This window comes from Geodermatophilus sp. URMC 63 (assembly GCF_053502565.1).
In genome coordinates this window covers 3,398,716-3,413,062 of record NZ_CP199956.1, presented here as the reverse complement: position 1 = coordinate 3,413,062, position 14,347 = coordinate 3,398,716, and the positions used below count along the sequence as shown (strand labels likewise).

Here is a 14,347-nt window from a genome sequence, read left to right as displayed (position 1 = left end):
GCGCTCAGTAGAGGTCGCGCATCCGCCGGGGGCCGGGCTCGACGCGGGCGGTCGGCGGGCCGATGCGCACGGTGCCCCCGGCCACGACCAGGGAGCGGCCGCCGTGCCACGGGGCGGCCGGGCCGACGATCACCGGTGACAGCGTCAGGCCCAGCACCTCGGGCAGGTCGTCGGCCAGGCGGGCCACCCGCAGCAGCAGGTCCTCCAGCGCGGCGACGTCGACCGGCTCGGACCCCCGCCAGCCGTCGAGCAACGGCCAGGCGCGCGGCGCGCGCACCAGCTCGGCGGCGTCGAGGTCGGTGAGCGGCAGGGTGCGGTAGGCGCGGTCGCCCAGCAGCTCGGTGGCCACCCCGCCGACGCCGAAGCTGACCAGCGCGCCGAAGGAGGGGTCGTCGACGACCTCGACGACGGTGGGCACGCCCGGTGCCGCCATCTCCTGCACGATCACCGGGTCGCCGGCCGGGATGGCGGCGAAGGCGGCGCGGACGGCGGCGGCGTCACCGAGGTCGAGCCGCACGCCGCCGAGGTCGGTGCGGTGCCGCAGCCATGGCGCCGTCGACTTGAGCACCACCGGGTAGCCGATCGCGTCGGCGGCGGCGACGGCCTCCTCGGCGGTGGTGGCCAGGCGGGTGCCCAGCAGGGGGACGCCGTAGGCGCCGAGCAGCGCCAGCACCTCGGCGTCGGTGAGCTGCCGGCCGGCCGGCGTCTCGGCCAGGGCGCCGCGGACCACCGACCGCGCGCGCTCCTCGTCGACGTCGGGCAGCTCCGGCACGGTGCCCACCGGCCGCCGCCGCCAGCGCGCGTACTCGGCCACCCGGGCCAGCGCGATGACCGCCCGCTCCGGGGTGGTGTAGGACGGCACCGAGCCGCGGTCGGGCATGCCGACCGCGTCGGGCACCGTCAGCTCGGGCAGGAAGCCGTCGGCGGAGAGGAAGGTCGCCACGACCGGCTTCTCCGAGCCCGCCGACACGTCGCGCAGCGCCCGGCCGTACTCCTCGGGTGTGCGCACCAGCGGCGGCAGGAAGACCGCGACGACGGCGTCGACCCCGTCGTCGTCCACGGCCGCCTGGAGCGCGGCGCGGAAGGCCTCGGGGCTGCCGGTGCTGCCGATGTCGACCGGCGCCTCGTGGGCGAGCGTCAGCCCCTCGTCGAGGACGGCGTCGGCGACGAGCACGCCCAGCGCGGTGGAGTTGCCGACGACGGCGACCCGGTCGCCGGCCGGCAGCGGCTGGTGGGCCAGCAGCATGCCGACCTCGAACAGCTGCGCCACGGTGTCGACGCGGATCACGCCGGCCGAGGTGAACAGCGCGGCCACCGACTGCTCGGGCACGGCCACCGACGTGCCGGCCAGGCCGGGGGTCAGCCCGCCGTGCCGGCCGCTCTTGACCGCCACCACCGGCTTGGTGCGGGCCACCGTGCGGGCCAGCCGGGCGAACTTGCGCGGGTTGCCGAAGCTCTCCAGGTGCAGCAGCACCACCTCGGTGCCCGGGTCGGTGGCCCAGAACTGCAGCAGGTCGTTGCCGCTGACGTCGGCGCGGTTGCCCGCCGAGACGAAGCTCGACAGCCCGATGTTGCGGGTGTGCGCCCGTTCGAGCAGCGCCACGCCCAGGGCACCGGACTGCGCGAAGAACCCGACCCGGCCCCGTCCGGGCACCATCGGCGCGAGGCTGGCGTCGAGCCGGATGGCCGGGTCGGTGTTGACGATGCCGAGGCAGTTGGGTCCCACCACCCGCATCCCCGAGGCCCGGGCGGAGGCGACCAGCCGCCGCTCGGCCTCGCGGCCGGCCGGGCCGGTCTCGCCGAACCCGCCGGAGATGACCACCAGCCCCCGCACCCGCTTGCGCCGGCAGGACTCCACCACCCCGGCGACCTCGTCGGCGGGCACGGCGAGCACCGCGAGGTCGACGTCGTCGGGGATGGCCTCGATGGAGGCGTAGGCCGGCACCCCGCGCACGTGCCGGACGCCGGGGTTGACCGGGTACACCGGCCCGTCGAAGCCGTAGCCGAGCAGGTTGCGGAGGACGACGTTGCCGATCTTCGACTCGTCGTTGCTCGCGCCGACCACCGCGACCGAGGAGGGGGTCAGCAGCCGGGCGATCGAGCGGGACTCGCTGCGCTGCTCGCGCTCGTAGGCCACGGCCAGGGAGGTCTCGGTGGGCGCGATGGGGAAGGTCAGGTGGACCACGCCCTCCTCGTAGGAGCGGTTGGCCTGGTACCCGGCGTCGAGGAACACCCGGACCATCCGGGCGTTCTGGGTCAGCACCTCGGCGACGAACCGGGTGAGGCCGCGCTCGCGGGCGGCCGCGGCCAGGTGCTCGAGCAGCACCGAGCCCAGGCCGCGGCCCTGGTGGGCGTCCTCGACGAGGAAGGCGATCTCGGCGTCGGTGGTGTCGGGGTAGCGGTCGTAGCGGCCCACGCCGATCAGCTGGTCGCCCAGCAGCAGCACGAAGGCCACCCGGTCGGCGTGGTCGACGTGGGTGAAGCGGTGCAGGTCCTTCTCCGAGAGCCGCTTCATCGGCCCGAAGAACCGGTAGTAGCGGGTCTGGTCGGAGCTGCGCTCCATGAGCCCGACCAGGCCGTCGGCGTCCTCCGGGCAGATCGGGCGCAGGTGCACGGTGCCGCCGTCGGCGGCGATGATGTCGGCCTCCCAGTGGGCAGGTGGCCGCGGTGCTGCGGCCTCGTCGTGGCCGGAGTCGTGACCGGGAGGGGCTGCGGCCGGCCCCCCTGCAGCGCCCGCGGCCCCGTCCAGAGGCTCGCCACGAGCTTGCGAGTGGTGAGGAGGACGGGGTCCTTCCTCAGTCACGGGGGTCGTCCGGGTCGAGGCCGAAGTAGGGGAACGACGCGCGGCGGGTGCGCATGACGGCGCGGTCGACCCGCGTCTCGGTGAACGGGTCCCACGCCGAGAAGCCGGTGTAACCGCCCTCGGTCATGTGCGTCGGCGGCCGGGCGCGCAGCCCGCGCGCGACGACGTCGTCGCGCCACGACTGCGGGATCGCCGTCACCGGGTCCAGCCGCTCGCCGGACGCCTCGGCCAGCAGGTGCGTCCAGGCGCGGGGCACACAGCGCACCAGCCCGTAGCCGCCGCCGCCGAGGGCGATCCAGCGGCCGTCGCAGATCTCGTGCGCGAGGTCGTGCACGGCCCGGTAGCTGGTCCGCTGCCCGTCGATGGTGAGCCCGAGATCGGCGAGGGGGTCCTCGTGGTGGGCGTCGCAGCCGCACTGGGTGACCAGGATCTGCGGGGAGAAGGCGCGCAGGACGCTCGGGACGACGGCGTGGAAGGCGCGCAGCCAGCCGGAGTCGTCGGTGCCGTTGGGCAGCGCGAGGTTCACCGCGCTGCCGAGCGCCGTGGCGGGGTCGCCGGTCTCCTCGGGGAAGCCGGTGCCCGGGAACAGGGTCAGCGGCGTCTGGTGGATGCTGACCGTCAGCACGCGGGGGTCGTCGTAGAAGGCGGTCTGCACGCCGTCGCCGTGGTGCACGTCGAGGTCGACGTAGGCGATCCGCTCGTACCCCTGCGCGAGCAGCCAGCAGATGGCGATGGCGACGTCGTTGAAGACGCAGAAGCCCGACGCGCGGTCGCGCATGGCGTGGTGCAGGCCGCCGGAGATGTTGACCGCGTGCTGCGCCCGGCCGCTGTGCACGAGCTCGGCGGCCTGCACGCTGCCGCCGGCGATGAGCGCCGCCGCGTCGTACATGCCCTCGAAGACGGGGTTGTCCGCCGTGTGCAGGCCGTGGCCGACGTCGGGGTCGGTGGGCGCCCGCCGCACCGCCTCGAGGTAGTCGGGGTCGTGGCAGAGGGTCAGCAGGTCCGGTCCGGCGGGCGTCGGCTTCACCACCTCCACCCGGCTGGGCGCCAGCACGCCGAGGCTCTCGGCCAGCCGCATGGTCAGGTCCAGCCGCACGGGGTGCAGCGGGTGGTCGCCGCCCATCGTGTAGCCGAGGAGCGCGTCGTCCCAGACGACGGTCACCGCGTCGCTCACGAGCTCCTCCTGTCGCCGTCGTCGTCCCGGTCGTCCCCGCCGGCCGGAGCCGCGGGACCGGGAGCGGGAGGCCCGCCGAGCACGGCCGGTCCCCCCGCCGGGACGCTACCGCCGGTTCCTCGCCGCTGCGCCGTCCGCGGGCGTCCGCGGGCGTCGGCGCGTGACCGGGCGGGCGACCGGCGGGCCGTAGGATCGGGACCGACCCGGAGGAGTGCCAGTGAACGACCTCATCGACACCACCGAGATGTACCTCCGCACGATCTTCGAGCTGGAGGAGGAGGGGATCGTGCCCCTGCGGGCACGGATCGCCGAGCGGCTGCACCAGAGCGGCCCGACGGTCAGCCAGACCGTGGCCCGCATGGAGCGGGACGGCTTGCTGACCGTCGAGGGCGACCGCCACCTGCAGCTGTCGGAGCAGGGGCGCCAGCTGGCCACCGCGGTCATGCGCAAGCACCGGCTGGCCGAGTGCCTGCTCGTCGATGTCATCGGCCTGGACTACGCCGACGTGCACGAGGAGGCCTGCCGCTGGGAGCACGTGATGAGCGAGGCGGTGGAGCGCAAGCTGCTGACCCTGCTCGGCCACCCCAGCGTCTCCCCGTTCGGCAACCCGATCCCCGGCCTGGACGCGCTCGGGGGTGAGACCTCCGCGGTGCTCGACTCGCTGACGCTGCTGTCCACCTCGGCGACCGTCGAGGGCCGCCGGGTCACCATCCGGCGGATCAGCGAGCAGCTCCAGGAGGACGCCGGCCTGCTGCGCTCCCTGGCCGACCGCGGGCTGCGGCCCGGCGCGACGGTGGTGGCCACGTCCAGCAACGGCACGATCAGCCTCGACGGCCAGCCGCTGCCGGCGGGCGTGGCCCAGCACGTGTTCGTCGCCGTCGTCGACGCGGACCTCACGCCCGCGGACCTCACGCCCGCGGAGGCCGCGGCCCGGGCGTAACAGCCCGGGCGGAACAGCCCGGGTGTGGCGGCCCGGCCGTGGTCCGGTCCCGGCGGCGCCCGGCATCCCGCTCGCGCGGGACGCCGGGCGCCGCTTCGTATCGTGGTCGCCACTCGTGGTCGTCACCCCGAGTGCCGTTCCCCCGCGAGGAGCCCCGGTGAGCCAGCCCGACGCCGACAGCACCGCCGACAGCACCGCCGACAGCACCACCGACAGCACCACCGACAGCACCACTGACAGCACCGCCGACAGCTCCGCCGGCGACACCACCGGTGCTGCTGCCGGGCACCCCTTCGCGCGGCTGGCCGACTTCGCCGCCGTCCCGCGGGTGGCCGGGCTGGCGCTCTCGCCCGACGGCCGGCGCCTGGCGGTCTCGGTGCAGACCCTCGACCCCGAGGGGAAGAAGTGGGTCTCGGCGCTGTGGGAGGTCGACCCCGAGGGGCAGCGCCCGGCCCGGCGGCTGACCCGCAGCGCCCCGGGCGAGTCGGCCCCGGCCTTCGCGCCCGACGGCACGCTGCTGTTCCTCTCCGCCCGGCCCGACCCGGCGGCGACCGACGGCGCGGAGCCCAGGCCCGCGCTGTGGGCGCTGCCGCCCGGCGGCGGCGAGGCCCGCCCGGTGGTCACCCGGACCGGCGGGGTCGGCGGCTTTGCGGTGGCCGCCGACAGCGGCGAGGTGGTCGCGGTGGCCTCGACCATGCCCGGCGCGGCCGACGCCGCCGAGGACGAGCAGCGCCGCAAGGCCCGCAGCGACGCCGGGGTGTCGGCGATCCTGCACGAGGCCTATCCGGTGCGGTACTGGGACGCCGACCTCGGCCCCGCCGTCCCGCACCTGTTCTGGGCCGGCGTGCTGCCGGCGGAGGGTCCGGCGGGCGAGCCGGCGCAGCCCGTGCAGCTGCGCGACCTGACACCGGACGCCGGCCCGCCCACCGGCGCCGGCGAGTGGGTGACCCTCTCCCCCGACGGCCGGCTGGCCCTGCGCGTCGAGCAGGTGCCCGACGGGCCGGCCGGGCGGCGGGACCGGCTGGTGCTGGTCGAGACGGCGACCGGTGCGGGCCGGGTGCTGGTCGACGACCCGCTGGCCGACGTGCACACCGGGGGCTTCTCCCCTGACGGTGCCACGGTGGTCTGCGTCCGCGAGAGGACGACGACCTACGCCGAGCCCCCGGACTACACGCTGCTGCTGGTCGACGTCGCCACCGGCGAGGCCCGCGACCTCACCGCCGGCTTCGACCGCTGGCCCAGCGCGCCGCAGTTCAGCGCCGAGGGCGACGCCGTCTACTTCCTGGCCGACGACGACGGCCGGCACGCGCTGTTCCGCGTGGCACTGGCCGGTGGGCAGCCGGTGCGGCTGACCTCCGACGGCGCCTACAGCGACCTGCAGGTGGCCCGCGACGGCAGCGCGCTGTTCGCCCTGCGCTCGGCCTACGATGAGCCGCCGGCCCCGGTGCGCCTGGACCCGCAGGCGACCGGTCAGCACCCCGACCCGCTGCCGAACCCGGGCACGATCGCCCGGCTGCCCGGCACGCTCACCGAGGTGCAGGCCACGGCCGCCGACGGCACGCGGGTGCAGTCGTGGCTGGTGCTGCCCGAGGGCGCCGGCGCGGAGGCCCCGGCGCCGCTGGTGCTGTGGATCCACGGCGGGCCGCTGATGAGCTGGAACTCGTGGTCGTGGCGCTGGTGCCCGTGGGTGCTCGCCGCCCGCGGCTACGCGGTGCTGCTGCCCAACCCGGCGCTGTCGCAGGGGTTCGGGCAGGAGTTCGTCCGGCGCGGCTGGGGTGAGTGGGGCGGTGCTCCCTACACCGACCTCATGGCCGCCGTGGACGCCGCCCTGGAGCGGCCCGACCTCGACGCCGACCGCACCGCCGCGATGGGCGGGTCCTTCGGCGGCTACATGGCCAACTGGGTGGCCACCCAGACCGACCGCTTCCGCGCCATCGTGACCCACGCCAGCCTCTGGGACCTCGACTCCTTCGTCGGCACCACGGACGCGGCCTACTACTGGGAGAAGGAGTGGGGCGACCCGCTCGCGGAGCCCAAGCGCTACGAGCAGAACTCGCCGCACCGCTTCGCCGACGCCATCCGCACGCCGGTGCTGGTCATCCACGGCGACCGCGACTACCGCGTGCCCGTCGGCGAGGGCCTGCGGCTCTGGTACGACCTGCAGAAGCGCGGCGTGCCCTCCCGGTTCCTCTACTTCCCCGACGAGAACCACTGGGTGCTCACGCCCGGCAACTCCACCGTCTGGTACGAGACGGTGCTCGCGTTCCTCGCCGAGCACGTCCTCGGGCAGAAGTGGCGACGCCCGGACCTGTTGTGAGTGGGGTGGGACGCATGGCCGACAAGCCCCAGCGGGCCGTCGTCTACGCGCGCATCAGCGATGACCGGGAAGGTCGCGCGGCCGGAAACATCAAGCGCGTCCGTTACGGAGCACTAACGACCTATAAGGGCGGGTGTTACAGGAACGGTCCGAACTGGAGCCCCGTACTGACGAGGAAGCCGGCCAGCAGCCCGGAGCGGTACTGCATCCGTCTCAGCCGCGTCTTCACCAGCGCCGTCAGCTCGGCGAGAGTGTGCTTGGTCAGGTTGGCCAGCGACCGCTTCAGGTGCGACCACACCGGCTCGACGGGGTTGAGCTCGTGGGCGTAGGGCGGCAGCCGGTAGACCGTCAGCCACGGCCGGGCGGCGATCAGTTCGGCCATGGCCTTGCTGGCGTGGGTGCTCAGGTTGTCCCAGACTCCCACGATCGGCCCGCCCAGCTGCTGATGAGCGGCGTCGAGCAGGACGGCGTAGTCGGCCTCGGTGAACCCCTTGCGCCCGCCGCCGCGCCGGCCGCGGTGGGTGCGGTAGATCAGCCGCGGCCGGCGCCCGGGCCGGGTGGCCAGCAGCGCGGCCACCGACACTCGGGGGCTGATCGCCGCAGTCACCCGCACCACCGGGGTACGCCCCCGCCGGCCCCGGGTACGACCTTTGGGCGGCCTGAGCCCCTGGCCGGACTCGTCTTCGAAGACTCCCCAGGCGCCCAGGTCCGCCGCCGTCCTGTTATCTGCGGCCAGCTCTCCTCCCGCCAGGCGGCGATCTGCTCCTCATCCCGCTCGACCGCGCGCCGGGCGGGTACCTGCACGCTCCAGCCCAGGCGGTGCAGCAGCAGGTCCACCCCGGGCAGGGTGTCGTCCACGCCGAACCGCTCACGCACGACCGCGGCGATGCGCGCCAGCGTCCAGCACTGATCGGTCCAGCCCAGGCGGCCGGGCCGGCCTCCAGCAGCACCTGCAGCTCCTCGCGCTGGGCCGCGGTGAGCCGGCAGCGGGCCCCGCCCGGGCCCTGGGAGGCCAGGGCCGGGCGGCCGCCGGCGGCCAGCGCCCGCCGCCACCGGTTGACCGACATCCGGGTCACCCGGAACCGGACGGCCACCTCGGCGTCGGTGGCGCCCTCCTCGATCCACTCCGCGGCCTGCAGCCGCACCTTCTCCCGTCGGGCGCACTCCTCGGCGGTCAGCCCGCCACCCTGGGCATACCTCATGGGTAGGGCATAGCGCGCGCCGCGCCGGCTGTCAGCAGACTACGGAACTCCCGCCATTAATGATCGTTAGATGCGTGATGAGGCTGATACGCATCATTTCTCCTCGACGGGATAACGGACTGCCTCACCAATAAAAGTGATGCTTCTGAATGGGCTGCTATGGGGTGGGGGTCGCCCAGGGCCGCGTCAAAGTCTGAAATCCTGTCTGAGCTGCGAAGGTGGTCGACACTGGCCCCGGTGAGGCGCCTGAGCCTTCCCGGTGGCTCCCTGCCTGCAAGGTCACCACCGGCCTTCCGCCAGGTCGGACTGACCTGGCGGTTCGGTGCGCCGGGCAGCACGGCCATGTTGACTCCTCGCCGCAGCGTCCTTGGTGGCATCTGCGCAGCTCAGAGGCCTGCACGACGACTTTGACGGGACCCTGGAGGGTCGCCGAGGAGTCGCCTGGACGGGTGGTCCGGCAGAAGGGACCGTTGCCCGGTGAGGTTTCCTCACCAGGATTGGCCGTTCGCGGACGGAGGGGACCGGCATCGCTGCAGGTCAGCGCCACGCACCGCCGGGTGTCGAGTGTCGCCTGGCGGGAGCTGGCGCCGCGTAGCCGCCATCGACGTCGCTGACGACCCGCGGCAGCCCTGACCAGCGGCGCCGGCCGCCCTCTGCAACTGGGTCGGGATTCCTAGTGAGAAGACCTCAATCTCCGCAGGTCAGACCGGACCCCCGACTCTGACGCGGCCCTCCTGTTCGAACCTGTTCCGTTTTCCTGTGGCCAGGGGTAGCTTTCAGCCCCCGTAGCGCGCGAGCTGCATCTGATCACGGGGGAACGTCATGGCTCGTCCTGCTCGCCAGCCACCAAGCAGGATTGTCCTGGGGGTCGTCGGACTCCCCGTCATTCCTGTTGGTGATCGCCGGGTCGACCGGCGGCGGACTGCTGGTCGGGCTGGCCGTCCTGGGGCTGGCGCTGCTGCTAATCGGTGTCGGCGCGGCGATCGTCCACCGGGCCCGGTGGGCGTTCATCGCCAACCGCAAGATCCGCGCTGCTGTGGCAGCTGCTGGGCTGGTCATGCTCGTGGTGGTCGCCGCCACCGCTCCGCCGACTGCACCGGCGGCGACCAGGCTCGCTCGGCCCGGACGCCCGTCGATCGGTGTCGGTCAAAAAAATTGTGCTTGGCCCGCGCCCGTGAACGGATGGCATCCGAGCCCCGTACATACCAGTGATCCCGATCACAGCTGATCGGGCTGACACTTGCGGAGTCCCTCATGCGACTAGCCGTCTGGACCGGAGCGATCGCGACTCTTGGCATCGCGGCCACGAGTCTGCCCACCCCCGTGCGCTGGCGCACGGTGCGGACGGCGGACAGATTGCGGATCGCTTGGAGAACGAGATGCGTTCGAGAAGAAACCTGGGCATGCATGCACAGGGATCAATGGGGGCCTGGAAAGGCCCACCCCCCGGACGCAGAATGCTCGTTACCTCGCGGTGTCCACGCGGTTTCGTGGAGTGGTCCGAGAGGAGTTGCACTCACGCCCCCAGAGGCGCAACGACGTGCTCATCGGGACATGGGTCTGCATGACTCCGGCGCCATCGCGCGTCCTGACAATCCGAATCGTGGCGAGGTGACGGCTGCGCGATGTGGGTCGACTCGTGTTCGGTTGCCAGGGGGTGGCTCATGCCCGGGGGCAACTCATGAGAACAGATCACAGCCTCCGCGCGGATGTCATGGGTGCGGGTTGTCATGGGGGTGGGCTGATGGGGGTCTCGGCACGTCCACGTCCTTCATGCCATGGACCACGTCTCGTTTGTCGCGGTCGTCGAGAACCGCGAAGAGTGCTCGTGCCTGCTCGTGCAGGCCTGCCGTCGGTCTAGAACTCCACCAGGTGGCGCGCGGCTCTGCCGCACATCGACGCGCTCGTCGTGGCCACACCACCGAGCACGAACCTGCCAATCGCCGTGGCGGCGATCCCTGCACTGTTCGTCCTCGACGTCGCACTTCGTCGGCGAGTCCCCTCACGAACCGCGCCGGTACGAGTGAGCAGCTGAGAGGTCTGCTGCCGATGAGGATTCCATCATGACAGTCATATGCGATCCTCAGGCCTTCAACGAGGAGGATTTGTACATCGACCTCCGACTGATCTCGAGACACTCGCTCTTTCTGAAGTGCGAGGGCTTCAACTTCGCCGGTTCGGTCAAGTTCAAGACCGCGAAGGAAATGGTGGAGGCTGCTGAGCAGGACGGGACTGTGCGGCCTGGTGCGATCCTGATCGAGTCTTCCTCCGGGAACCTCGGCGTGGCGCTGAGCATGATCGCGGCCAGCAAGGGCTACCGGTTCCTCTGTGTGACCGACCCTCGGTGCAACCTCTCCAGCAGGCGGCTGATGGAGGCGCTGGGCGCCCAGGTGCACATCATCACCGAGCCCGACCCCGTGGGGGGCTTCCTCGGCGCTCGGAAGGACTACGTCCGGGCGATGTGCGCCTCCGACGACCGGTACGTGTGGCTGAACCAGTACAACAACCCCCGCGCCTGGATGGCCCACTACCGTACGACGGCACCGGCCATCGCCCGCTCCTTTCCCGAGCTGGACGTGTTGTTCGTCGGGGCCGGCACCACCGGGACTCTGATGGGCTGCGCCCGCTGGTTCCGGGACTGGCACCGGCCGGTGAAGATCGTCGCGGTTGACAGCGTCGGCTCGGTGACCTTCGGCGGCCCGGCCGCCCGGCGGATGATCCCCGGCCTGGGCAGCGGCGTCCGCCCGGAACTGCTTGATGAGTCCTTCATCGACGATGTGGTCCTCGTCGAGGAGGTGGACACCATCCGAGCCTGCCACCGGATGGCTCGCCGCGGGTTTCTGTTCGGCGGCTCCACCGGCACGGTGGTCAGCGGCGCCATGAACTGGCTGACCCGGCACGACGGGCGGGACGTCACCGCGGTGACCATCGCCCCGGACCTCGGTGAGCGCTATCTCGACACCCTCTACCAGTTCAACTGGGTCGAGGGCCTCTACGGCAGGGACGCACTCCCTCCCGACATGGGAGCCGAGGCGAAGCTGGCCGTGCTCGAGCCACGGTCACCCGCGTACCGATCGTCCGTCTCGTCCGACCTGCGCTGAGGCGGAGGCGCAGGGGACGACACACACCCCCCAGCACGTGCACAGATCTTCGTCTACGCGATCTAGGAGTCCATGACGTGGGGTACTCGATCGAGGTCCTGACGGCTGCTCCGACAGCGGCCGCGGCCGTTCATGATCAGCAGGCCCTGCAGACCCAGGCCGTCCTGGCCGCGGTGCTGGCCGACGTCCTGCAGGTCGAGCAGGTCCCGGTCGATGCCCACGTCTTCAACGACTTGGGCGCGGACTCCATGAGCATGGCGCGCTTCTGCGCCCGCGTGCGCAAGCAGGCAGACCTCCCCACGGTCTCGATGAAAGACGTCTACCAGCACCCGACGATCCACAGCCTGGCCGCCGCCTTCAGCGCCGACATGCCTGCCGCGACCGAGCAGTCGGTCCCGGTGCCGGCCGCGGCACCGTCACCTGCCCCCGCCGACACGGCGCAATACCTCCTCTGCGGAACCCTGCAGGCGCTGTTCTTCTTCGGCTACTGCTTCCTCGCCGCGGTTGTCAGCGTGGCCGGCTACGGCTGGATCTCCGACGGCGGGGGGATCGTCGACCTCTACGCGCGGTCGGTCGTCGTCGGCGGTGCGGCCTTCGTCGGGCTGACCATCTTGCCCATCCTGGTGAAGTGGGCGCTGATCGGGCGGTGGAAGCCGCAGCAGTTCCCGGTCTGGAGCCTCGCGTACGTCCGCTTCTGGATCGTCAAGACGCTGATCCAGCGGAATCCGATGTTGCTGTTCTTCAGCGGCACGCCCCTGTATGTCTGGTACCTGAGGGCGCTGGGCGCGAAGGTCGGCCGGGACGTCGCGATCTTCGTCCGGCAGGTGCCGGTGGCCACCGACCTGCTGACCATCGGCGACGGGACGGTGATCCGGAAGGACGTCCTGATCAGCGGCTACCGAGCCTACGCCGGCCAGATCCAGATCGGCCGGATCACCCTCGGCAGGGACGTGGTCGTCGGCGAGGCCTCGGTCATCGACATCGAGACGTCGATGGGGGACGGCGCCCAGCTCGGCCACCGGTCGTCGCTGCACGCCGGTCAGGCGGTGCCCGCGGGTGAGAGCTGGCACGGAGCGCCGGCCCGGCGGGCCGACGTCGACTACCGGCTGATCCCGCCTCGGGTCTGCAGCACCCGCCGCACCGTGGCCTACACCCTGCTCAAGCTGGTCACGGTGCTGCTGGTCAACCTGCCGCTGGCGATTGGCGGCCTGGCCCTCCTGGCCCTCGCGTTCCCCGGCCTCGGCGAGCTGCTCGACGCCGGCCCACTGGCCTTGACCAGTGCGATGTTCTACCTCAACGCGCTGGTCGGCTCACTGATTCTCTACTTCGGCACCTACGTCGTCGGCTTCCTGTTCGTCACGACCGCCCCCCGGCTGCTGAGCGTGTTCATCACACCGGGCCAGGTCTATCCCCTGTACGGCTTTCACTACTCCGTACAGCGGACGATCACGAAGGCGACGAACGCCAAGCCGTTGCTGAGGCTCACCGGCAACAGCTCCTACGTCGTCCACTACCTCAAGGCCCTGGGGTACGACCTCGGGCAGGTGGAGCAGACCGGGTCGAACTTCGGTGAGGCGGTGAAACACGACACCCCGTACCTGACCTCGGTCGGCAGCGGCACGATGGTCGCTGACGGGCTGTCTGTCTCGAACGCCGACTTCTCCAGCACGTCCTTCAGGGTGTCCCGGGCCTCGATCGGCGCACACAGCTTCCTCGGGAACGCAATCGCCTATCCCGCGGAGGCCAGGATCGGGGACGACGTCCTGCTCGCGACGAAGGTGATGGTCCCGATCGACGGGGAGCTCCGGGAGGGCGTCGGGCTGCTGGGCTCGCCTGCCTTCAAGATCCCGCGCACCGTCTTCCGCGACGCCACGATCGACGCCCACCTCCAGGCCCCGGGTGAGCTGTCCCGCCGGCTGTCCGCCAAGAACCGGCACAACCTCGTCACCATGGGCTTGTTCCTGCTGCTCCGCTGGGTCGACGTCTTCGCCGTGACCGTGATCACCACGGCCGGTCTCGACCTCAGCGACCGCTACGGCGCGATCGCGGTCGCGGTGTCCATGGTGGTCGACGTCCTGTTCGTCACCGTCTACACCACGCTGACCGAGCGCGCCTTCACCGGTTTCCGGCCGCTGACCCCGCAGCAGTGCTCGATCTACGACCCGTACTTCTGGTGGCACGAGCGCTACTGGAAGCTGATGGCCGACACGCAGCCGAACTTCTACAACGGCACGCCGTTCAAGAACGTCATCTGGCGGCTGCTGGGTGTCCGGCTCGGCCGCCGGGTGTTCGACGACGGCGCCGCCATCCCTGAGCGGACGCTGGTCACCATCGGGGACGACTGCACCATCAACGCTGGGACCTCGATCCAAGGCCACTCGCAGGAGGACGGCGGCTTCAAGTCCGACTACATCGCGCTCGGCGCCGGCGTCACCCTCGGGGTCGGCGCCTGGGTGCACTACGGCGTGACCATCGGCGATGGCGCGATGCTCGGTCCCGACGCCTTCCTCATGAAGGGCTCGGAGATCCTGCCGGGCGAACACTGGGGCGGCAACCCGGCGCAAGAGCTGCGGGATGACGAACTGCCCACCGGCCTGCCCGCGTCGGCCCCCGCCTCGGACGACGCCCCCCACGACCACGGCCCGACCGGGCGCACCCGCGACACCATGGAGGAGCTCATGGACGTGTTCCCCGAGGACGCCCTCTCCGACGGTCGGCACGAGGCCGTCCCGCCACGGCGGAGGGCCGGCCGACACCGCGCCCGCCAGCGCCACCAGGCGGCGACCCGGTGAACGAGGTGGACACGGTCA

At 72.1% G+C, this 14,347-nt stretch carries 9 protein-coding genes and 1 pseudogene; 5 read left to right on the top strand and 5 right to left on the bottom strand.

Translation table 11 applies throughout. The annotated features are described in order from the left end of the window. Positions 1 to 4: 4 nt before the first annotated feature. Together ACWIZO_RS16745 and ACWIZO_RS16740 are read right to left on the bottom strand one after the other, a co-directional pair. Positions 5 to 2,614, bottom strand: coding sequence for a bifunctional acetate--CoA ligase family protein/GNAT family N-acetyltransferase (locus ACWIZO_RS16745; RefSeq protein WP_448638776.1), 2,610 nt, complete (start codon positions 2,612 to 2,614; stop codon positions 5 to 7). Between the two features lie 181 nt (positions 2,615 to 2,795). Next, positions 2,796 to 3,977, bottom strand: a complete 1,182-nt coding sequence (locus ACWIZO_RS16740; RefSeq protein WP_448638775.1) for an acetoin utilization protein AcuC — start codon at positions 3,975 to 3,977, stop codon at positions 2,796 to 2,798. 217 nt (positions 3,978 to 4,194) lie between these two features. On the opposite strand from ACWIZO_RS16740, the gene ACWIZO_RS16735 reads away from it, so the two are divergent. Both ACWIZO_RS16735 and ACWIZO_RS16730 read left to right on the top strand, forming a co-directional pair. Further along, the gene (locus ACWIZO_RS16735) at positions 4,195 to 4,917 is read left to right on the top strand and encodes an iron dependent repressor, metal binding and dimerization domain protein (RefSeq protein ID WP_448638774.1); all 723 of its coding nucleotides are present in this window, start codon (positions 4,195 to 4,197) and stop codon (positions 4,915 to 4,917) included. A 157-nt stretch (positions 4,918 to 5,074) separates the two neighbouring features. Then, positions 5,075 to 7,234, top strand: a complete 2,160-nt coding sequence (locus tag ACWIZO_RS16730; protein WP_448638773.1) for a S9 family peptidase — start codon at positions 5,075 to 5,077, stop codon at positions 7,232 to 7,234. A 136-nt stretch (positions 7,235 to 7,370) separates the two neighbouring features. Here the strand turns inward: ACWIZO_RS16730 and ACWIZO_RS16725 are convergent, their stop codons facing one another. The 3 genes and pseudogenes from ACWIZO_RS16725 to ACWIZO_RS16715 all read right to left on the bottom strand — a co-directional run. Then, the gene (locus tag ACWIZO_RS16725; protein ID WP_448642967.1) at positions 7,371 to 7,940 is read right to left on the bottom strand and encodes a transposase; all 570 of its coding nucleotides are present in this window, start codon (positions 7,938 to 7,940) and stop codon (positions 7,371 to 7,373) included. Then, positions 7,838 to 8,092 (bottom strand): helix-turn-helix domain-containing protein, encoded by a 255-nt coding sequence (locus ACWIZO_RS16720; protein ID WP_448638772.1) that lies wholly within the window; start codon positions 8,090 to 8,092, stop codon positions 7,838 to 7,840. The genes ACWIZO_RS16725 and ACWIZO_RS16720 overlap by 103 nt, the downstream gene beginning before the upstream one ends. A gap of 167 nt (positions 8,093 to 8,259) precedes the next feature. Further along, positions 8,260 to 8,436, bottom strand: a pseudogene (locus ACWIZO_RS16715) (helix-turn-helix domain-containing protein); the annotation flags it as partial. Positions 8,437 to 9,331: 895 nt separating this feature from the next. Here ACWIZO_RS16715 and ACWIZO_RS16710 point away from each other — a divergent pair. The 3 genes from ACWIZO_RS16710 (at position 9,332) to ACWIZO_RS16700 (ending at position 14,329) form a co-directional block, all read left to right on the top strand. After that, positions 9,332 to 9,664 carry a hypothetical protein gene (locus tag ACWIZO_RS16710; protein ID WP_448638771.1) on the top strand — a complete coding sequence of 111 codons (333 nt, stop codon included), beginning with the start codon at positions 9,332 to 9,334 and terminating at the stop codon, positions 9,662 to 9,664. Between the two features lie 835 nt (positions 9,665 to 10,499). Continuing rightward, complete coding sequence (gene sbnA / locus ACWIZO_RS16705; RefSeq protein ID WP_448638770.1) at positions 10,500 to 11,537, top strand: 2,3-diaminopropionate biosynthesis protein SbnA; 1,038 nt, start codon at positions 10,500 to 10,502, stop codon at positions 11,535 to 11,537. 77 nt (positions 11,538 to 11,614) lie between these two features. Next, entirely contained in the window at positions 11,615 to 14,329 is a 2,715-nt protein-coding gene (locus ACWIZO_RS16700) for a Pls/PosA family non-ribosomal peptide synthetase (RefSeq protein ID WP_448638769.1), read from the top strand. Positions 14,330 to 14,347 lie beyond the last annotated feature (18 nt).